Here is a 21,559-nt window from a genome sequence, read left to right on the forward strand (position 1 = left end):
AACGAACGTTATCATGTCCACTACAAAACGCGCTATTCGCAACATCGCCATTATCGCTCACGTCGATCACGGCAAAACCACCTTGGTTGATCAATTATTGCGTCAATCCGGCACTTTCCGTGACAACCAACAGGTTGATTCCCGCGTGATGGATTCCAACGATATTGAAAAAGAACGCGGTATTACCATTCTTTCTAAAAACTGTGCAGTTGAATACAAAGGCACACACATCAATATCGTTGATACCCCAGGCCATGCCGACTTCGGTGGCGAGGTAGAGCGCGTATTGTCCATGGTTGATAGCGTTTTGTTGCTGGTTGATGCGCAAGAAGGCCCAATGCCACAAACACGTTTTGTGACACGTAAAGCATTGGCGCTTGGCCTCAAGCCTATCGTTGTTGTAAATAAAATTGACCGTGAAAATGCTGATCCACAGAAAGCAGTTAACGCGACATTTGAATTGTTCGACAAACTCGGCGCAACCGATGAACAATTAGATTTTCCTATTATTTACGCATCTGGCTTCAAAGGCTACGCAGGTCTGGAAGACACAGTGCGCGACGGTACAATGGAGCCGCTGTTTGATGCGATTCTGAAGCACGTTCCTGCGCGTGAAGATGACCCAGACGGTCCTTTGCAATTGCAAATTACTTCCCTGGAATACTCCTCTTACGTTGGTAAGATCGGTGTTGGCCGTATCCTGCGTGGTCGTGTAAAAGCCTTGCAAGACGTCGTATGGATGAATGGTCCGGATGACAAGCCAACGCGAGCACGTATTAATCAAGTATTGACGTTCAAAGGTCTGGATCGCGTCCAAGTTGATGAAGCATTGGCTGGTGATATTGTATTGATCAATGGTATTGAAGAAATCAGTATCGGTACAACGATCTGTGCGCCAGATGCGCCAGAAGGTTTGCCGATGTTGAAAGTGGATGAGCCAACATTGACCATGAACTTCATGGTTAACAGCTCCCCATTGGCTGGTCGCGAAGGTAAATTCGTTACGACACGTCAAATCCGTGACCGCCTCGAACGCGAATTAAAATCCAATATGGCATTGCGTGTTGTTCAGGCTGAAGGTGATGACTCCACATACGAAGTTTCTGGTCGTGGTGAGTTGCATCTGACAATTCTGATCGAAAACATGCGTCGCGAAGGTTTCGAATTGGCAGTTTCCCGTCCACGCGTTGTATTCAAAATGGTTGACGGTGTACGTCATGAGCCATACGAAAACTTGACCGTTGACGTTGAAGAAGCGAACCAAGGCGGTGTGATGGAAGAGTTGGGTCGTCGTCGTGGTGATCTGCAAAACATGGAACCGGATGGTAAAGGCCGTGTTCGTCTGGAATACCGTATTCCAGCGCGTGGCCTGATTGGCTTCCAAGGCGAATTCATGACATTGACACGCGGTACTGGCTTGATGAGTCACGTGTTTGATGAATACGCACCAGTGGATAATACACGTGGTGAAATGGCTGGCCGTCGTAACGGCGTGTTGATTTCTCAGGATGATGGCGCGGCGGTTGCTTACGCTATCTGGAAACTGCAAGATCGTGGCCGTATGTTCGTGGTTCATAACGACCCAGTGTATGAAGGCATGATTATCGGTATCCATTCCCGTGATAATGACTTGGTTGTGAACCCGATCAAAGGTAAGCAATTAACTAACGTTCGTTCTTCTGGTACAGATGAAGCGGTACGTTTGGTACCACCAATTCAGATGTCTCTGGAATACGCTGTTGAATTCATTGAAGATGACGAATTGGTAGAAATTACACCGAAGAGTATTCGTCTGCGCAAACGTTATTTGAAAGAGCACGAGCGTAAGAAAGCATCCCGCGAAGCATAATAGCTCGCTTTAACATGCGCTACGGCGCATGGAGATCAACCCGTTTCGCTCTTACCTTTGGTGAGGCCAAACGGGTTTTTTATTTGCCTGCCTGTTTTCTGCTGTTGGTCACCGATGTCAGAAAACTCAGCTCAAAAAATCACGACGGAAAAGCTATGTCAAAAATAATTAGTCATCGTCATGCTGTGATCCTGATGATGTGTGCCGCTAGTTTGTGGAGTATCGCTGGTGTTTTCACTCGTCATTTAGAGGTAGTGCGAGGTGTTGAGGTTACATTTTGGCGTAGTTTTTTTGCTGCAGTTTTTGTTGCCGTCGCAATGTTTCGTCAGTATGGTCGAGGTGTTGTTGCACGTTTGAAGATGTCTGGCAAACTCGGATTTATTTCCGGCTGTATGTGGGCAATGATGTATAGCTGCTTCATGATTGCCATCACGATGACGACTGTCGCTAACACGTCAATTATGGAGAGCCTTGCGCCTCTTTTTACTGCGTTTCTGGCGTGGTTGGTACTGCGTGAAAAAATCCCTGTGCGTACTTGGTGGGCAATCGTTGCTGCTGTCGCAGGAATGGCATGGATGTTTGTTGGTAGCTTATCCGAGATTGATCATCGGGGGATGTTGGGGATGCTTATTGGGCTAGGTGTTCCACTTGCTTCTTCGGTTAATATGATCACGATGAAAAAAGGTGGACATACCGTCGATTTGATTCCTGCTGTGTTTATGGGAGGTTCGATTTCTGCACTGGTGATGTTGCCGATGGTATTTCCCTTTCAGGCATCTCTCCATGACATCCTGATTCTGGCTATCTTGGGATTCTTTCAGTTAGGGTTTCCTTGTATGCTGATGGTGCGTGCTTCGGCAAGTTTGAGCGCGCCAGAAATTGCCCTGTTATCTTTGTTGGAAGTGTTGCTCGCCCCGATCTGGGCCTGGCTGGGAGCCGGAGAGGTGCCAGCGCAGGCGACGATGGTGGGTGGAGCAGTAGTGTTAGTCTCACTGGTATGTAATGAGATTTTCGCTGAGGAGGCGTAATTTTTTTCGCGACCTAATTAACGGTTCGCCAGCAAGATGCTGCAAGCAAGGGGTTGCTATTAAAACCGAGACATAGCGCATGATTGCTCTGAAAAATCTGAAATGGGGGAGATGTAGGTACAATATTGCGTAAGGTACGGCTGGTTCTTTCGAAGATGTTTTCGACATAGGCAAAGCCTGCGTCTTGCATATGTTTGGCCCATATCTCTTTGCGCTCGTGTCGTTCCACGCGGTCCGATCCATTCGCCGTCACGATATTAATAATCTCTCTACCAAAGAAATCATTTTCTAAAATTGCCCTCTCTTTTAAGTGACGTGGGAACAGGTATTCAAATGCATTGAAAATATGCATGTAGTGTTGAAATGCCTCGTAGCAACGCTCTTCAAAGGAAGCGAGATTGTGGTTGGAGTCGGGTTCCACCATGGTTAATAATTGCGGTTCTAGCCCTCTCAGTTGCAGAAGTAACGAAGCGCGCGACTGCTGACTGTTTTTAATGGCGTCACCGGACGGTGTGTGGTGCAGAGCCAATGCTGCATTGATGACGAGAAATTCGCCAGGAACTCGCTCAATGTCAGCAAATGACATTTGTTCTGCTTTACCGACAAGCGGTGTGAATGAAAATTCGATTCCTACCTCTTTTGCTTCATTGATTAATTTGTTGCGCACTTCATTTAATGTTGATTCGGTGCCGGGAATATCGATGCCGGTGATGTGAATTTTTTTGGGATAAAAGCTTGTTCCCTGAAGGAGTGCAAAAAGTGCAGACCATTGGTTGCCGAAACCGATGCCGATATCAATGATGTGCAGCCTGTTCGTGTTCGAGGCTTTGGCAAGAATTGCCAGATTGATGGCATTGTAGGCAAAGCGAATAAACGGTGTATGTTTCACCAGTACATCATAGGCTTTAATCATGGCGATCGGATTCGTTTCGTCACTGTATAGATTGCCTAAAAACTCCGCTTGTGAATAGCAGCGTCGTTGAATGCCATTCATTAAAATTCTGCTCAGTCTATGCAATGGCGCGCCACTTGGATCGGTGAGTGCGAGAACCTCGCTGGCTTTGTGATATGCATCTTCTTTTTTTTCTGTATGAAAAAGATTTGCGCTTTCGAGTACTTTGGCTAAGATGATTTCACTTCTCAATTGTTCTGTTTGAGATTGTGCAACGTTTTTGGCATCCTGATTGACAAGAAAATTGTTTTTATGTTCTTTGGTAATCGTTGTGTGGGTAAGCATAATTCCTTCTTCCTTAATTATTCCGTTGTTAAAGGCGATGCGTAATCCCGTGTTTCAGTGAACAATCATTTCAAGTAATCTGCTTAGATGGTTGGGGATTAAGCCGAAAAATTATAGAAGGAATAGTTGCCATAAGCCAAAAAGTAACAAAGAGTTGCTTAAAGTTTCATTTTGTCATAGGTTTCGTAACAACAAATCCGTAACGAATTATGTTGATCCGCGTCAGAGGGGGGGGGCTTGTTTGCTTGGGGTGAAATAGTTTGCGCTACATTAAATCTTGTTCCGAAAAATTTGTAAAAAACAATGTCCAGATTTAAGATCGCGAACATTTTATTTTTCGATTGCTCCATTATGTTAAAAGCGCCAGAACTTCTCTTGCCAGCCGGCTCCCTCGAAAAAATGCATGCTGCGTTCGACTTCGGTGCGGATGCGGTCTATGCAGGTCAACCGCGTTATAGCTTGCGCGCACGTAACAATGAATTCTCAACGCTCGATGTATTGCAGCAGGGTATTGACGGGGCTCATGCTCGCGGGAAATTGTTTTTTGTTGCCAGCAATATTTTTCCGCACAATTCCAAGCTCAAAACCTACTTGCGGGATATGGAGCCAGTTATTGCCATGAAACCAGATGCGCTGATTATGGCCGATCCAGGATTAATCATGATGGTGCGTGAGAAGTGGCCAGAGGTGCCAGTGCATTTATCAGTGCAGGCAAATGCCGTGAATTGGGCAGACGTTAAATTCTGGAAAAAGATGGGGTTGACTCGCGTGATTCTTTCTCGTGAATTGTCACTCGATGAAATCGAAGAAATTCGCCAGGAATGTCCAGATATGGAATTGGAAGTATTTGTGCACGGCGCTTTGTGTATTGCGTATTCGGGGCGTTGTTTATTGTCGGGGTATTTTAATCATCGCGATCCGAATCAAGGCACTTGCACCAACTCTTGTCGCTGGGATTACAAAGTGGAAAATGCAGCTGAAAACGAGACCGGTGACTTGGCGCGTATTCCAGTTGAGACGATTGAGTTTAATTATCAGAAAGCGTTAGAAGAGGCGAATCAGTCGTTTTCAGCGATGGGTGATATGCCCCGACATCCTCTAGCAGATCGCCCATATCTGATCGAGGAATCGACCAAGCCAGGGCAGTTGATGCCGATTCTGGAGGATGAGCATGGAACGTACATCATGAATTCTAAGGATTTACGTGCTGTTGAACACGTCGAGCGGTTGGCTAAAATTGGAATTGATTCCTTAAAAGTCGAAGGGCGTACTAAGTCCCTGTATTACGTTGCTCGTACAGCGCAAGTATATCGTCGAGCCATTGATGATGCGGTTGCGGGACGTCCATTTGATCCGCAATTGTTGGGGGAATTAAATGGTCTTGCCAATCGTGGCTATACAGACGGGTTTTATCAACGTCATCATACACAAGACCATCAGAATTATATGGAAGGCGTATCGCAAGCGCATCGCAGTCAGTACGTAGGCCAGGTCATTAACGTGGCTGAAGGTTGGGCAGAGGTTGAAGTGAAAAACCGTTTTGCTGTTGGCGACCAAATTGAAATTATTTCCCCAGTCGGCAACGAAATTGTCACCTTGTCTGAAATGAAAAACACCGATAACCAATCTATCAATATTATCGGTGGCGCTGGTCATAAAGTGCGAATTCCGCTCGCTGCAAAATACGAGAAAGCACTTATTGCTAAAATGCTCTAAGATTGTTGAACAATTTCATCCTCTGGCGACGTCGGAGGAGAGGTTTCATCTGTACTTTTCTATTTTCTTCACCGCCTTCTGATTTCAGTGACATATCAGATTGCTTGTAACTAAGCGCGAGGGATTTTTCTTTGTCAGATTTTTTGCTGACTTGCTGCGTCATCGTAGGCTTTTATGCCTTAATGAGTACAGTTACTTACATTCTCTATCTGACCGATAAGCACGCCGCCCGACATCATCTGCGGCGCATTCCAGAGCGCCGTTTGTTACTCGTTAGTCTGGTTGGTGGTTGGCCGGGAGCGATGCTGGCCCATCGTTATGTGCGCCACAAGTCAGTTAAGCTAAGTTATTTACGCTTATTTTGGTTGATGGGCTTTTTGCATCTTTGCATTCTCTTACTTTTGGGCGTCCTCTGGCATTTTATCGTTAGTGGTGACTATCTACAGAGGTAGGTTTTCCCCGAATCTTCATTCCCCCTTAGCTCCATTGATCAAGTAAATGCCGTTAGTAAACGTCGTCTCAGGGGCGTGTTAAAGTCGCACATTGCTATTGGTAATGGTATAACGCCATCAATCATCGCATCAACATGCGCCACGACACTTTATCTATCGTGTGGATGATTGTCATTCTTGTGTTTCGTTGTTATTGTTCATCGCTGTTAACGCTTTAATTGCTGCGCTTCAGGAGCTACTATGCCTTTCGTAAATCAATGGATGCTATGGGCGCTGCTATCAGCAGTTTTTGCAGCAATGACCGCTATTTTTGCAAAAATTGGGATCCGTGGTGTTGATTCGGATCTGGCAACCTTGCTCAGAACGGCGATCATTATGATCGTGCTAGTGTGTTTTGTTGTGATGACAGGAAAGTGGCAGAATCCATTAGAACTTTCTGGTAAAACATGGTTTTTTTTAGCTCTGTCAGGCATTGCGACAGGTGTCTCATGGGTTTGCTACTTTCGCGCTTTACAAGCGGGTCCGGCATCGCAGGTGGCGCCGATTGATAAGTTAAGCCTTGTTCTAGTGGCAGTATTTGCATTTGCTTTTTTGGGGGAGCGTCCTAGTTTGCGTGAGTGGACCGGTATTTCCATGGTGGCAGGTGGCGTCTTGTTGCTCGCGTTCAAGCGCTAACATCGTGTTCTGAGTGTTTCGCGTGTTTCATCAGACCATTTCTGGGATAATGAGTGCTTGCATATCTGGATCACATTACGTGCAATGTGGCAGTATTTCAGGAAAAAATATATGAATTGGGTTTATCTTGGTCTGGCAATTATTTGTGAAGTCATTGCAACTTCTGCATTAAAAGCGTCAGTGGGCTTTACCCGGTTATTGCCGACAGTCATTCTGGCAATCGGGTACACTGCTGCTTTCTATTTCCTATCACTGACGTTGCGCAGTATCCCCGTTGGTATTGCGTATGCGGTCTGGTCTGGTGTTGGCGTTGTGCTGATCTCTTTAGTCGCGTGGATGTTGTATGGGCAGGAGCTTGACCTTCCAGCGATGCTGGGGATGGGAATGATTGTGGCTGGCGTGATTGTACTCAATTTGTTTTCAAAAACGGTTAGTCATTAATGTGACGATCAGGACACCGTTGCCACCATATTTTCCCCAACAAGCTCTCAATCATTCCTGACTCACCGGGCATAGACATGTTGCGTTGAGTAACAGGAGGGTGTTGTGACGTATTTAGAACTCTGAAGCGATAATGAAAACCGTCGATAAATTAAAATTATTTCCCTTGGCTCGCATCATGACGCTAACATTGTTTTCCTGGGCGGCATTGTCAGGCTTGGTGCGAGGAATTTCTACTAATACGCTGAGTGAAATTCTGATCGGAATTTCGTTTGTCTTTTGGTGTATCGAGTCATTTTTAAAGCCAATAGTGTTTGCCAAACCGACACCTGAATTTATCGAACGTAAAATGCAGGCGACCGTAGGTTCAGCTGCGTTGCATCGTTTTTTGACCGTGAGTGCGATTGTTTGTCTGGCAGGTGGTTATGTGGCACGCTATTTGATCGAACGTTAAACGTTATTCTTGAGCTTGATACGATGTTCAAGCTGCTTTTACTGATGCATTTTATTTTGACTGATATTTTTTAGATTGTTCTATGCCATTGCTTTCTGATTTGTCTCCGTATCACTTCCCTTTGCTGTACGCAGCTGCGTTATATCAGGCTCCTTTTAGCCAAACTAAGCTGCTGGAGTTGATGCAATTAAGCGGTCAAACAGATATGAAAGGCAATCCTTATGAAGCCAAAGTGCTCAAGGAAGTAGGTCAAGAATTAACGCATCGTATGATTCTGCGACAAGAGATTGGCCTCGGTCTTGTGTTGCGTGAAGACTTGCGTATGCCAGTGTTACTTCACTTGCATCAAAGTGGTGGTTTGAAAAACTGGATCACTTATCTCCGTGATCTCCTGAAGCGCCATGGCGAATACCATCACTGGAAGTCTTACGATGCCAATTTTTACCGGCGTGAGGTGTTTTTTTCGTTGTTGCTTGGTCGAACCGACGAGACATTGCTATGGCGTGAAAAATTTATCAGTGTTGCGACTGACCACATGCCGGCGCTGGGTGCTGAATTTTTTAATGATCAGGACGGCGTGGATTTATTTACTGCGCTCAAACCGATTGATCAGGGCATGGTGCTGACCGACGTTTTCAGTAAGGCAAATTGGCATTTAAACGATTCTCAGCTGGCTTATGACTATGCGTGTGAGCAGGTCGAGCAGCAGGCCAATAGTTGGCCACAATTGATGGGGCTCTTGGCCTGGCAGGCATTGTTGCGCGGCGATTTTGAGCGTTTAGAACAATTTAAGTTGCGTTTGCCACCACAAGCGCAGGCGGAGTTTCTGATTGCCTCTGGCGTGATGCAGCATCATATGAATGCGGCAGTAGGCGTCATTCAGACCTATATTGAAATCCAAAAAGCTGTCACCGGTAAGCGTAAGGTATTTATTCCTGAATTGCTGGGGTTGTTCAGCACAGTCGCTTTAATAGCAAAAAATGATACGGCGAGTCTGAAGCTCGCTAAAGCGCAAGTTGATGACGGCGTCAAACAAAAACATGCGTACAGCTATTATGTGCTGCAGCCTTTAGTTAATCATATGGCACTCGGTGTGGTATTGCCTGTCTCGCATTTTAGTTCGCGGATTCCACATGATGTCGACGTGCTCTTTGAGGCGCTAGCTGCACATTGGCAGGATGCGCCACCTCATCCTAAATTGCTTCCAAAGCTGCTCGATATGCGGGCAGCAATGATGCGTCTGGGTTATCAATGGGTTGCTGCTGAACTCGATGTTTTATTGCTGAGACAATTCAACGAGCCACGTCTTTTGCCAGACTGGCATGCGCAAAAAAAATGCCGGCCATTGATTGATGTTTTACATCGTGAAGAGGCGTGGCAGCGTGCCTTAACCGCCTTAACCCAACTCAAACCCATGTCTGAAGTAAAAAGTGCGAAAGCCGGCGATGACACACGGCTTGCCTGGCTGCTGGAATACCATTTTCAACAACTGAAAGCCGAACCACGTGAACAAAAACGGAGTGCCAAAGGCGTCTGGAGCAAAGGGCGTCCGGTCGCATTAAGACGACTGGCGCAAGAGCAAGACAGCATGTTGTTTTTGTCTGAGCAGGATTTGCAGATTGCTGGGTGTATTCGTAAGTTCTCGGATAGTTATTATGGTGGCAGTGAATTTGAACTCAATATCGACAAAGCATTGTCGTTGATGGTTGGTCATCCGGCAGTGTATTGGGATGATGCGCCGGATGTACGAATTGATGTCGTTAAAGCTGACATCGCTCTGCAACTCAAAGAGAGTGGCGATCAGATTACTCTGCAGCTCGATCCCTTCGTTAGTCCGGATGCCAGCGTTATCTGGAAAAAAGAAACGCCAACCCGCCTTGCTGTCTATACATCGAGTCCGGAAATTAAGCAAATCACAGGCATTCTAGGTCGTGGCTTAACGGTGCCGAGTACCGCCAAAGCGCAACTGGTGGATGTCATTGCTGCCATTGCACCACATCTGGCAATTCATTCTGATTTACCTGAGCTGGCGGCACATCTGAAAACGGTCGACGCTGATCAGATACTCTACGCGCATCTCTTGCCATTACAAGAAGGATTGCGCTTGCAGTTGCTAGTACGCCCACTGGCTGATGGCGGCTGGTTTACGCCCGGAAAAGGTGCTGCCAATGTTCTCGGTGAGCAGGGTGGCGTTCCTGTACAGGCGAGTCGTGATCTTAAAACGGAAGCGCAGCATCTGCAGGAAGTGTTGCAGGCTTGTCCATCACTTGCTAGCGCTGATGATACTGGTCAGGAATGGCAATTGCAGCATCCAGAACAATGTCTGGAGCTGCTGGGTGAGCTGAAAGGACTGTCAGAATCAAGGGTGCAATTAATCTGGCCTGAAGGCGAACGTTTCCGTATAAAGGGAAGCCGTTCATTGCAAAATCTACGCTTAACAATTAAGAAGCAAGGTGAGTGGTTTGTTGCTGGGGGCGAGATTTCGCTTGATGATGGACGTGTTCTGGCGTTGCGCGAGTTATTGCAAATGGCTGAATCGACGCGCGGCCGCTTCCTAAAGCTCGGAGATAATGATTATCTTGCTTTAACAGAGAGTTTCCGTCAGCGGTTAGACGAACTGCGCGCGCTTGGTGAGCTGACTGGTAAAGATGGCGTACGCGTCAATGCTCTCGCCGCGCCCGCATTGGCAGCTTTGGCTGATGAGGTGGGTGAGTTAAAAACGGATGCCGCATGGCGCGAGCAGGTAGAGAAGCTTGACGCCTTGGTCGACTTTTTGCCGCGGGTTCCTTCTACGCTAAAGGCCGAACTCCGGGACTACCAATTAGCGGGTTATCAGTGGCTTGCACGCCTTGCGCAGTGGGGCGTTGGCGCCTGTCTTGCTGATGATATGGGACTGGGTAAAACCGTGCAGACGCTTGCGCTGTTGCTTGATCGGGCACCACGCGGGCCGGCGCTCGTGGTTGCGCCGATTTCGGTGGCGATGAACTGGGAGGCAGAAGCTATGCGTTTTGCGCCGACTTTAAAAGTCCGTGCGTATAACAGCAATCGCTCGCTAGCAGATCTGGGTCCCTTTGATCTCGTCATCGCCAGTTATGGCATGTTGCAGTCGGATGCAGATATCTTTGCTGCACAGCACTGGCACAGTATCGTGCTGGATGAAGCGCAAGTGATTAAAAACTCTGCCACTAAGCGAAGTCAGGCGGCGATGGCGCTGAATGCGGATTTTAAAATGATTGCCAGTGGCACGCCTGTTGAGAATCATCTCGGTGAGTTATGGAACTTATTCCGTTTTGTTAATCCTGGTTTGCTTGGTTCAAAAGACCGCTTTGCAGAACGATTTAGTACGCCGATTGAGCGAGGAGATAAAGATGCGCGTCAGCATCTCAAGAAGCTGATTCAGCCATTCATTTTGCGCCGGACCAAAGCGCAGGTGCTGACCGAGTTGCCATCGCGGACAGAAATTACGTTACAAGTCGAGCTCAGTGATGAAGAGCGCCATTTGTATGAAGCCTTGCGTCAGGAAGCGTTAGATAAGATTGCTGCGCTGAGTGCTGAAGAAGGACAGTCATTAAAAGTCTTGGCGGAAATTACGAAGCTACGCCGCTTCTGTTGTCATCCGCAATTGGTCTTAAAAAATTCGACGATCAGTGGTAGTAAGCTCGCTGTCGTTGAGGATACTATCGAAGAGCTCTTAGAAAATCGTCATAAAGCCTTAGTTTTTAGTCAGTTTGTCGATCACCTAGCGATTGTGCGCGCGAGTTTGGAGCAGCGTGGCATTCACTATCAATATCTGGATGGTAGTACGCCTGCAGCAGAACGTAAGCGGCGTGTTGATGCGTTTCAGGCGGGTGAGGGCGATGTCTTTCTGATCAGTCTCAAAGCAGGTGGCACAGGCTTAAATTTAACGGCGGCTGATTACGTGCTTCACCTTGATCCGTGGTGGAATCCTGCGGTTGAAGATCAAGCGTCAGACCGTGCACACCGGATGGGGCAGCAAAGGCCTGTCACGATTTACCGTCTCGTAACACAAAACACGATAGAGGAAAAAATCATCGCTTTGCATGCCGAAAAACGCGATCTGGCAGATAGTTTGCTTGATGGTGGTGATGCGTCGGCGCGTTTGGATACCTCGGCATTGCTGCGCTTGTTAAAAGAGAGTGTCTAATTATTTGTGAGGAAAAACAGTGATATCAGTGAATTAAAATATAGGTTGATGTCGCTGTTCTCCATGAGAATACCTAAGTTTGATCGGTGAAGTGGCATTGGAGAACAATCCTGCGCACGCTGCGCGATGCATCCGTCGATTATTTTGTTGAATGAGCTGAGTTAGGGTGTGGATCTGGAAAAGCGCCATGAGCGCGCGGATGGCGTTGTCTTAAAAGCTATGCTATTCGATGTAGTCAATAAGGTGCTTCACGTTAGAATTTTTCCGTAAAGAGCACACAGGGTACAATAGCGCATTATTGAATTATCGTTGTTTCTATTGTGACTACTTCTGCTTTACCCCCGCGCCGCGTCTCAGTGGCTCCCATGCTCGATTGGTCAGATCGCCATTGTCGCGAATTCCACCGTCATATTACTCGCCATACTTGGTTGTATACCGAGATGGTGACGACGGGTTCATTGTTGCATGGCGATGTTCAACGCCATCTGGAATTTAATCCTGGAGAGCATCCGGTTGCTTTGCAATTGGGCGGTAGCGAACCTGCTGATCTGGCGCAATGTGCCAAACTGGGAGAGCAGTGGGGCTATGATGAAATTAATCTGAATTGTGGCTGTCCGTCTGAGCGGGTTCAGAAAGGCGCGTTTGGTGCCTGTTTGATGGCTGAGCCGCAATTGGTTGCCGATTGTGTCAAGGCGATGAAGGATGCTGTCAGTATTGATGTGACGGTGAAACACCGTATTGGTATCAATGATGTTGATTCCTATGAGTTCATGCGCGATTTTGTTGGACAGGTTGCTGAGGCAGGTAGTAAGACGTTTATTGTTCATGCCCGCAATGCGATTCTTAAGGGCTTGAGTCCACGAGAAAACCGTGAGATTCCGCCATTGAAGTATGACTATGCCTATCGTCTGAAAAAAGAATTTCCAGAATTAGAAATTATTCTGAACGGTGGCATTAAAACGGCGGATGAAATGGCGCTCCATTTAGAACATGTCGATGGCGTGATGATCGGGCGCGAGGCCTACCATAATCCGTATTTTATGGCGACGTTTGACGCCCGCTTTTATGGTGATGATCGTCTTGTCAAAACACGCGAAGAAATTTTGCATGCCATGATTCCGTATATCCACCGTCAGTTAGCGCTTTACGGCAACGGTGGTAAAGGCTTGCGTATCAACAGCGTTATACGTCACATGTTGGGCCTGATGATGGGGGTGATCGGTGCGCGGGCTTTTCGGCAGACACTCTCTGATAGTAAAAAACTGGCGCTCGGTGATCCAGCGATTTTACTTGAAGCATTTGAGCGTATGCAAACCATCACTGCTTACGACAGAAGTGCGCAAGAAGTATCAGTATGACGATGTTTTTAAGGCGACAGAAGAATCTGATTTTTTCAATAATTTAATTCAAATGCTTGAGAAAATTAAAAAGGAATGGTTTCCGCAGACAGTGACTTTGGGTGGTTGAATCAGTGGTGAAATGTAAGTTTGAATGACTACTTGTGACAGGTTAGTTTCTTGAGTAAAAAAATGTAAATACCGTCCGTTGGTGTGGTGTCAGCAGGTATAGTTCTTTCCGCTTCACTGCACACTCCTCTCCTCACTGAATGGTGAGTTTAAACCCACACTATCTGATAGTGCGGGTTTTTTTCTTTGCATCGGGAGGATGTATCGTCCAAAGCCTACGTTGCGACTTGTTTTTGTTCGCTTCGTTACGTGCAGAAGATGTGATTGGTTTAGTATCTTGCTATCCAATATCGCTTATTTTTGCTTACAGCAAATATCTATTACTTATTCTGAGTATGTTAATCCTGTAAATAGGTCTTCTATGCGCTTTCGTTACTTCAAAAAAATTGTTCTTACTGTTGGTGTAGTGATGGCCTTATCCGCTGGTGCCGCACATGCTATGTCCGTGATGGAATTTAGTCTTGATATTTTGCTGCTTAATTCAATGCAAATGAAGACGGCGCTCAATATGACAAAAAATCAGGAGATGTTGTGGCAGCAGACTGAGGCAAAGTTGCGTGTCCTCGCACATCAACGCGGTGTGCGGCGCGAGCACCTACAGTTTGATATTCAAAAAAATCTCAAACAGCCAACGCTAGAGTTGCGTGATCTGGATAAACAAATTGAACAGGAGGAGCACATCTCAATTCAAGAGAATAAGCAAATCCGAGAGTTGTGTCTGACGTTGAATGATGCCCTTGATGATAATCAGCGTCAGCAAGTGCAGGCATTCGTGTCGGAGCAGTTGTTGATGCAAGGCGATAGCAAGAGAGAGGTGCCTGACAATGCCGGTCGTCGCCAAGGTGCTAGCAGTGGTTCTCATTCGCGTGGCGGTAGTGGTATGGGGGCAGGTGCCACCGGCAGCATGGGTGCGAATGGCGGTAACGTACAATTCTGATTGAAATTTGCAATGAAGGCGGACTATTGCTAAAAGTAAGAAAGCCTTGTATAATGCGTAGCTCTCTTGGTGCAGTATTTCACTAAAAGTTTCAGTGGTGGTCGTAGCTCAGTTGGTAGAGTCCAGGATTGTGATTCCTGTTGTCGTGGGTTCGAGCCCCATCGTCCACCCCACCGAATACGTTGTAAATCAAAGGGTTACATGCTTAGGCTTGTAACCTTTTTGTTTTTCCGAAAGATTTTTTAAAAAATTGCGCGCTTTTCGGTGCTGCGGGGTTACTTCACAGTGTGCCGATGATAGGTTGGATTAATCATCCAGTTACCGTAATATTCTGTTGTGTCTTTGATATTTATTCATTGACCATGATCGGGAGTCTCTTATCCGTTCTAGAAAAAATTCCTCAAAAAAACGCCCTCCGAAACAGTGCTGCGTTTCGGAGGGTGAATTGTTTGACGTCAAATAAATCTTACATCGTACCGGCAAAAAATAAACTTGTTTCTATAAGCCGTAACGAATAAAAATTATCGCGGCAAATCGGATTCTATTCGCGCTCTAAGTACCCACTGTCCAATTTCGGGTGCCCACACGTCCACAACAAATAAACCTCTTTTTTTGTCAGTTGAACTGATGTTGAAATTAGCAACAGCATGCGCGCCAATTTCATACACGATCAACTTTGAGATTGTACGATTGTGTTCAGGGTGCGGATTTTCCATCATTTGCTTAATCCAGTCAGCACGAGGAATGACGTCACCATTTGCTTTGCGCACCTCAAATGTTGAAGCTAGCATCTGATCCACGCGAACGCCATCATGCGCCTCAGCTATTTTCAGTAATTCAGCTTCCAACTCACCGAATAACCGCACATAACGAGTCTGAGTTAGCACTCCTGTTCCATGTGTTGCTGCCTGTGCTATTGATGTCATTGGCACCGACATCAGTAACGCAACAGTAGATAAAAATAACGCTATTTTTTTCACTCGATACCTCGACTAATCAATACTTTTGAACGCAAGAGCCAGTGCCAACATTGAGCCACATTTGTTGCAATAGCCATTGGCGAGAGGCGAAGGTTTGATTGGCTGTTGCGCCATTCGTTGCCTTAAATGTTGTCCCAAAATTCCAGGCACATTTATCGCCATTTTCATTACCGCTGCCGTCGTACCAAGCATTGCCGTCGGGATCAGATACGGTTTCCGACAGTTCGTGATACATCACGCTTGCCATACCGTCTGCGCCACCGTCACCGTTAGGGGATGGATTATTCACCCCGCAACCACTTGGAGCAATGGTTGTCGCGTTACCCACAAAGGAATATTTCACGTTATTGGCACCGATATTGGCGTTGGAATGCCAGCCGCAATACTGAGTACCGAAGCCAGACGTCTCCGACACATCAGGTGATGTTAATACAAAATAAAGTGCATTGGGGTCGTTTGGTAAGCTGTTGCTGGTAATTGCAGCGGTGACGACATCCAAGATGTTTTGATCAGACAGGGCTTTGCCTTTACTGTAGTTGTCTGAATATTGCCCAGCCAATTGCACATTGTTAACCACTTTAGCGCCCGTGCTGCTGGTGTAACTGGTGTTGACGTTATATGCAGGTGTTCCACCGATGCCGCTACCAAAAGCAACCAAAATTTGTTGCGCCTTCGTATAGGAAGCCCAATTGCCGTACCAGATGTAATACAGCTTCGTCGGGTTTGTCATTACCGGACCACCGTGATACACGATTTTCGATGCTGAAACCCGTGCTTGCTTCGTCGCGAAGCGCTTTGCTTTTTCTGTTGCTTCGCTGTCGACGACGCCAAACCCTTTACCGGAAGGTTTGTACACAGTGTCTTCGTCCTTTTTAATTTCCCCTGCATGCGCAAAGGCTGAGGCAATGACTAAACTGAGTGCGACATACTTTAAATTTGCTACTTTCATCTGTTACTCTCCATTATCTGACGTAGGTGACCACTCAGGATCGCTGAGGGGCTCGATCTATTATGTGAGGTGAAGAATTTCACCCGACCATTTCGGAAAAGAAAACAAGCTGCAATCAAACCACCTTAACATCGCTATTAAGGTGAGAAAAGTATAAATAATTTCCTTTAAAAATCAGCATCGCAAGTAAAAATACTTACAAATGATTACAAAAAAGATTGAATTACTTTTATTTTGTTGTTTTTAGGTTGTTGACTTGGCGCGTCTTAATATATTGAAAACTTAATTTTCTGTGATCCTATCGTTGTCTTATTGGAATGCCCCACAGACAGCAAATGGCATAAACGAGCTCAAATTCCGCAGGGTGCGAATCAGCCGCTCAATTGTTGACGTGCAAATGGATGCGTGAAAATGAAGATCGATTTAATAAACAATGAGTAACAAAATGTTGCTCGCTCAGGCGAATTTGACGATAAACAAATACGGATTGGTGAACCGTTCCTGACGTTAGATGTAAAGCCGGACTCTGCGACAATCAAAGGGCGGGTTTTTCTTTGCCATGATGAACGGCATGAAGAGGCATTGGCCATTGCAATTTAATATCACATTGGCAAAACAAAATCACGCTTGGAAATTAATGTGCGCGACATACGACGGCGGGAGAGAAATTTAACTATGAGAAAAAAGCGTGCATGGTTTTATTTTTTAAACGCATTTTTCATGTCCAGATTTATCAGACACGTTTTTTTTCTGCCAATGAGGCCAACGCACCTTCGGCATTCTCTGTGCAACTGACATGATCCGGTTTGGATTCAATGAATTGAATGAGTGATGCAAGGTCACTTTTATTTTGGGTGAGTCGGATTTGCATTTCGTCGATATCATCGATTTTTTTACGCAATATCAGTAGTAATTCGTCATGTCTCCAGCTTGAAAATTCTTGCGGTAGCATGGATTTGATTTCTTTGAGTGAAAAACCAGTCTGCTGGGCACAAGTGATGACGTTCAGAATCGTCAGTGCTTCAGGAGGATAATCGCGATAGCCATTTGCCGTTCGTGAGACAGTCGTGAGTAGTCCCTCGGCTTCATAAAAGCGGATACGCGACGAGGCGACACCTGCTAATTTGGCAAGATCACTGATTTTCATGGGCAATGTTAGTTGTTGACATTCAACTTAACTTTAAGCTTAAGCTACGGGTAATGTCAACGATGGAGTGTCTGATGAACTTTGCTGAACCCTTAGTATTGCCCAATGGAGCGTCGATTCCTAACCGGATTGCCAAAGCGGCGATGGAGGAAAATATGGCCGATGCAGATCATGCACCCTCAGCAGCGTTGATTCGCTTGTACGGACAGTGGGCCGCTGGCAAAGTGGGGCTGATCATTACCGGCAATGTCATGATCGATGCTCGGGCGATGACGGGTCCTGGTGGGGTTGTGTTGGAAGATGCTCGTCATCTGGATCGGTTCAAATCGTGGTCGCAAACAGCTCGAGCGCACGGGGCGCAAGTGTGGATGCAGATTAATCACCCGGGTCGACAGATGCCAGGTGCATTACACCAAACGACTATCGCGCCATCAGCAGTGGCTTTAGATTTAGGTCAGCTTTCAAAGCATTTTTCTGTACCACGCGAGATGACTGAGGCGGATATTGCTGATGTGCGGCGTCGTTTTGTGGCGGCGGCAAAACTGGCGGAGTTGTCAGGTTTTAATGGTGTGCAGATACATGCGGCACATGGATATTTGTTGAGTCAATTTTTATCGCCACTCAGTAATCAACGACAAGATCAGTGGGGCGGTGCTTTAGAAAATCGCGCCCACTTATTGCTCGATATCGTGCGCGAAGTTCGGGCCAACGTGTCGGCGGGATTTGTGGTTGCGGTGAAACTGAACTCTGCTGATTTTCAGCGGGGTGGCTTTGCCACTGAAGATGCGCGACAAGTAATTCAATGGCTCAATGATTGCCAGGTTGATTTGGTTGAACTTTCGGGTGGTAGTTATGAGGCACCTGCTATGCAGGGTGCTGCCAGAGATGGCCGAACCTTAGCGCGTGAAGCGTATTTCTTAGAGTTTGCCAAAGAGATGTTGTCCACCGCACGCATGCCATTGATGGTCACTGGTGGAATTCGTAGCCCCCACGTTGCAGAGCAGGTGATCGCCTCAGGTGTCGCCATGGTGGGAATTGCGACTGCCTTGGCGATCGATCCGCAGTTGCCTGCGCAGTGGATGCGAGGTGAGCAAGGGGTTCCGGCCTTGCCACCGATTACCTGGAAAAATAAACCGCTCGCTTCACTGGCGACGATGGCTGTGGTGAAGTTTCAGTTGAACCGCCTGAGTCGTGGTCAGTTAACGAAGCCCGATGTCTCACCTTTGTGCGCATTTATTGTGCAGCAAATAGGTGATCTGGTGAAATCAAAGCGTTATCGTGCGTGGGTCACTAATCGGTGAGCTATTGTTTTCAACTAAGAAAATAACGCATTATGAGCAAGGATGCGTTATTTTTTTGGTTATCTGCTATAACTGCCGCACGCACAATTTCAAATCAGGGTCTTCTTCATAGATATGAATTTTGAAGTCAAGGCTGCGCATGAGTTTGAGCATGCCGGTATTTTTTGCTAGGACCAGTCCTTCCATCGTTGCTAGTCCTTTGCTCCGCGCGACCTCAATGATGGAGAGCATCATGCGTGAACCGAGACCCTGACCATTAAATTCATCGGCAACCAGCAATGAAAATTCGCAGCTGCTTTTGTCGGGGTTGGTGACGTAACGCGACACCGCAATGATTCTTTCTGTGACGTCAAAGCTGCCTTCCGCATTCGATGTGCGCTCACGATAAATCGCGACCATTGCCATTTCTCTGTCGTAGTCGATCAGCGTGAACCGGGCTAACATACGTTCAGGTAATTCCCGCATGGTTGAAATAAAACGGAAATAACGGCTTTCTGGTGACAGGTTGCGTACCAATGTTTGTAGCATCTCCGCATCATGGGGGTGTAGCGGCCTGACTGTATAGCGACTACCATCACGCATCGGCCATTCGGATTCCTGATCGGATGGGTAGGGGAGAATCGCCAGATGCTCATAGTGACTTGTTGGCGCATGTGGCTCAATTACAATGCGTGCATCAACGACGAGTGCACCAGATTCATCTAGTATTAAAGGATTGATATCCATCTCACGCAATTGCGGTAGCGCGCATACCATTTCGGATACACGTAGCAGGATTCTTTCCAGTGCATCGCGGTCGGTCGCTGGCGCGCCACGCCATGCGCCAAGCATTTCCGCAGACCGCACACGATCAATCAGGCGATGGGCTAAAAACTGATTCAAGGGTGGTAATTCGAGTGCCCGATCTGCAATGACTTCGATCATTGTTCCGCCTGCACCAAATGAAATGACAGGGCCAAATTGCTCATCGGTTCTGACGCCAATATATAGTTCGCGTCCATCAGGTTTGCCAGACATATTCTGTACTGTCACACCATTAATCTTAGCCTCTGGCTTTAAACGAGTGACTGTCGCCATCATCTCGAGCCACGTGTCACGCACACCTGTCGCATTGTTGATGTTAAGAACGACACCGCGGACTTCGGATTTGTGGACGATATCTGATGAATCGATTTTCAGGGCAACGGGATAGCCTAGTTGATTAGCCACCAGAATTGCTTCATTCGCAGTACGCGCCAGAATCGTTTTAGTGACTGGGATGTGGAATGAGGACAGTAAGGCTTTGGACTCCATCTCAGTTAAAACGTTGCGGCGCTCGGTGAGGATATTTTCAATCAGGATATGTGCGCCCTCGATATCTGGCTTGGCAAGCTCGGATAAGGAGGAGGGCACCTGGTGCAAAAGTTGCTGGTTCTGGTAAAAAGAGGCGATGTTGCTGAAAGCATCAACAGCCGCTTCTGGTGTTCGATAAGTCGGGATGGAGGCGCTATTGAGAATGCTTCGCCCCGATGCGACCAGTTCGTCACCCATCCAGCACGTAATCAAGGGCTTGTTAATTGTGGGCTGCAAGTCAGCTAGCGCTTGAGAAATGCCGTCGATGTCTAAGTGTGGCTTCGGTGAGAGTAACACTAGAATGCCATCAATCTGACGGCTGGCAGCGCAGGCGCTCACGGCATGCCGGTAGTGGTCTGCGTTTGCAGTCTCATCAAGGTCCAGAATGTTATCCACACTTGCAAGCGGAGACAGTTGCGGTAATAGCGCGGCTGCCGCTTCGGTTGATAACTGTCCTACATCGAGCTTAAGTTCACTCACCCAGTCTGCTGCCATGATGGCGGGGCCGCCTCCGTTGGAGATGATCGCCAACCGTCCACCGACGGGCAGATAACGGGCAGAAAGGCATTTAACGGCAGAAAAGAGCTGCACAAAAGTTTGTACCCGTACCGCACCCGCACGCTTTAATGCCACATCAAACACGTCGTCACTGGCAATCAGTGCGCCGCTATGTGTTACCGTTGCATGTGAGGTAGTAGGATGGCGTCCGGCTTTGAGAATAATCACGGGTTTAGCGACAGCCGCAGCGCGCAATGCGCTCATAAAGCTACGCGCGTTTTTGACGCCCTCAAGATAGACAACGATACTGTGCGTGGTGTTGTCTTCGGCTAGAAAATCTAACACTTGCGCGATGTCTACCGCAGTATGGGGCCCAACGGAGATCACTGCTGAAAACCCTACGCCATTAGAACTTGCCCAATCGAGGATGGACGTGGTGACCGACCCTGACTGCGATACTAAAGCGGTCGCACCTTTTTGGGTTGTCTTGCCGAGTGTGCTGGCATTGAGATTTTGGTTAGGGCGTTGGAACCCCATACAATTCGGGCCTAAGAGATACATGCCATAGCCAGAGGCAATTTCATGCAATCGTTTGGCTGCATCCGCGTTCACGCCGCTGGAGATAATAATCGCCGCTTTGCAATGGATGCTACCCGCCACTTCGAGCGCCGCACTGAGTTGCTCATTAGGTAGGGCAATGATCGCCAGATCGACGCGTGATTTCACCAAGTCGCTGAGCGTTCCGCTGGTGTTGATATCAAGATAGGTCAGTGGTCCGCTAAATCCGCTACTTTTAAAGTTCTCAATCAATCGCTGTGCGTGCACAGTAGCTGGTTCTGAATGGGCATCGCAGCCAGCAAAAATGACGATGGATTGGGGTGAGAAGAGTGGGCTGAGGTAGTGCTTATCCATGAGAACTCCGACGAACAATG

Annotated in this window: 16 protein-coding genes and 1 tRNA gene; 12 read left to right on the top strand and 5 right to left on the bottom strand. The window is 47.2% G+C overall.

Features of this window, described 5'->3' with window-relative positions; translation table 11 throughout:
* Positions 1–13: 13 nt before the first annotated feature.
* A complete protein-coding gene (gene typA, locus ACO0KV_RS05680) occupies positions 14–1,849 on the top strand; it encodes a translational GTPase TypA (protein WP_423040771.1) in 1,836 nt (611 codons plus the stop codon).
* 155 nt (positions 1,850–2,004) lie between these two features.
* Positions 2,005–2,877, top strand: coding sequence for a DMT family transporter (locus tag ACO0KV_RS05685; protein WP_423040773.1), 873 nt, complete (start codon positions 2,005–2,007; stop codon positions 2,875–2,877).
* A gap of 13 nt (positions 2,878–2,890) precedes the next feature.
* Here ACO0KV_RS05685 and ACO0KV_RS05690 read toward each other — a convergent pair whose 3' ends face one another.
* Positions 2,891–4,114: a GRAS family protein gene (locus ACO0KV_RS05690; protein WP_423040775.1), complete on the bottom strand. Its 1,224-nt coding sequence runs from the start codon at positions 4,112–4,114 to the stop codon at positions 2,891–2,893.
* A 351-nt stretch (positions 4,115–4,465) separates the two neighbouring features.
* On the opposite strand from ACO0KV_RS05690, the gene yegQ reads away from it, so the two are divergent.
* The 9 genes from yegQ (at position 4,466) to ACO0KV_RS05735 (ending at position 14,593) form a co-directional block, all read left to right on the top strand.
* Complete coding sequence (gene yegQ, locus ACO0KV_RS05695; RefSeq protein WP_423040910.1) at positions 4,466–5,830, top strand: tRNA 5-hydroxyuridine modification protein YegQ; 1,365 nt, start codon at positions 4,466–4,468, stop codon at positions 5,828–5,830.
* A 182-nt stretch (positions 5,831–6,012) separates the two neighbouring features.
* Positions 6,013–6,282, top strand: coding sequence for a DUF1294 domain-containing protein (locus ACO0KV_RS05700; protein WP_423040777.1), 270 nt, complete (start codon positions 6,013–6,015; stop codon positions 6,280–6,282).
* 240 nt (positions 6,283–6,522) lie between these two features.
* Positions 6,523–6,957: an EamA family transporter gene (locus ACO0KV_RS05705; RefSeq protein WP_423040779.1), complete on the top strand. Its 435-nt coding sequence runs from the start codon at positions 6,523–6,525 to the stop codon at positions 6,955–6,957.
* 111 nt (positions 6,958–7,068) lie between these two features.
* Complete coding sequence (locus ACO0KV_RS05710) at positions 7,069–7,398, top strand: DMT family transporter (RefSeq protein ID WP_423040781.1); 330 nt, start codon at positions 7,069–7,071, stop codon at positions 7,396–7,398.
* Between the two features lie 133 nt (positions 7,399–7,531).
* On the top strand, positions 7,532–7,852 hold the full coding sequence (locus tag ACO0KV_RS05715) for a hypothetical protein (protein ID WP_423040783.1): 321 nt from the start codon (positions 7,532–7,534) through the stop codon (positions 7,850–7,852).
* Positions 7,853–7,934: 82 nt separating this feature from the next.
* Complete coding sequence (locus ACO0KV_RS05720) at positions 7,935–12,017, top strand: DEAD/DEAH box helicase (RefSeq protein WP_423040785.1); 4,083 nt, start codon at positions 7,935–7,937, stop codon at positions 12,015–12,017.
* A gap of 320 nt (positions 12,018–12,337) precedes the next feature.
* Positions 12,338–13,375: a tRNA dihydrouridine(20/20a) synthase DusA gene (gene dusA, locus ACO0KV_RS05725; RefSeq protein WP_423040787.1), complete on the top strand. Its 1,038-nt coding sequence runs from the start codon at positions 12,338–12,340 to the stop codon at positions 13,373–13,375.
* Between the two features lie 469 nt (positions 13,376–13,844).
* On the top strand, positions 13,845–14,420 hold the full coding sequence (locus ACO0KV_RS05730; protein WP_423040789.1) for a hypothetical protein: 576 nt from the start codon (positions 13,845–13,847) through the stop codon (positions 14,418–14,420).
* A gap of 97 nt (positions 14,421–14,517) precedes the next feature.
* Positions 14,518–14,593, top strand: a tRNA-His gene (locus ACO0KV_RS05735).
* A gap of 348 nt (positions 14,594–14,941) precedes the next feature.
* On the opposite strand, the gene ACO0KV_RS05740 is transcribed toward ACO0KV_RS05735, so the two are convergent.
* The 3 genes from ACO0KV_RS05740 to ACO0KV_RS05750 form a co-directional block, all read right to left on the bottom strand.
* The gene (locus ACO0KV_RS05740; RefSeq protein WP_423040791.1) at positions 14,942–15,400 is read right to left on the bottom strand and encodes a nuclear transport factor 2 family protein; all 459 of its coding nucleotides are present in this window, start codon (positions 15,398–15,400) and stop codon (positions 14,942–14,944) included.
* A gap of 16 nt (positions 15,401–15,416) precedes the next feature.
* Entirely contained in the window at positions 15,417–16,349 is a 933-nt protein-coding gene (locus ACO0KV_RS05745; protein WP_423040793.1) for a hypothetical protein, read from the bottom strand.
* 733 nt (positions 16,350–17,082) lie between these two features.
* Positions 17,083–17,496 (bottom strand): MerR family transcriptional regulator, encoded by a 414-nt coding sequence (locus ACO0KV_RS05750; RefSeq protein WP_423040795.1) that lies wholly within the window; start codon positions 17,494–17,496, stop codon positions 17,083–17,085.
* Positions 17,497–17,570: 74 nt separating this feature from the next.
* Here ACO0KV_RS05750 and ACO0KV_RS05755 point away from each other — a divergent pair, with 74 nt between their 5' ends.
* Positions 17,571–18,797 (top strand): NADH:flavin oxidoreductase/NADH oxidase family protein, encoded by a 1,227-nt coding sequence (locus tag ACO0KV_RS05755; RefSeq protein WP_423040797.1) that lies wholly within the window; start codon positions 17,571–17,573, stop codon positions 18,795–18,797.
* Between the two features lie 66 nt (positions 18,798–18,863).
* On the opposite strand, the gene ACO0KV_RS05760 is transcribed toward ACO0KV_RS05755, so the two are convergent.
* A complete protein-coding gene (locus tag ACO0KV_RS05760) occupies positions 18,864–21,539 on the bottom strand; it encodes a GNAT family N-acetyltransferase (RefSeq protein WP_423040799.1) in 2,676 nt (891 codons plus the stop codon).
* Between the last annotated feature and the right edge of the window lie 20 nt (positions 21,540–21,559).

Origin of the sequence: Undibacterium sp. RuRC25W, from assembly GCF_049339825.1 — a bacterium.
In the GTDB taxonomy this organism is placed as follows: domain Bacteria; phylum Pseudomonadota; class Gammaproteobacteria; order Burkholderiales; family Burkholderiaceae_D; genus Undibacterium.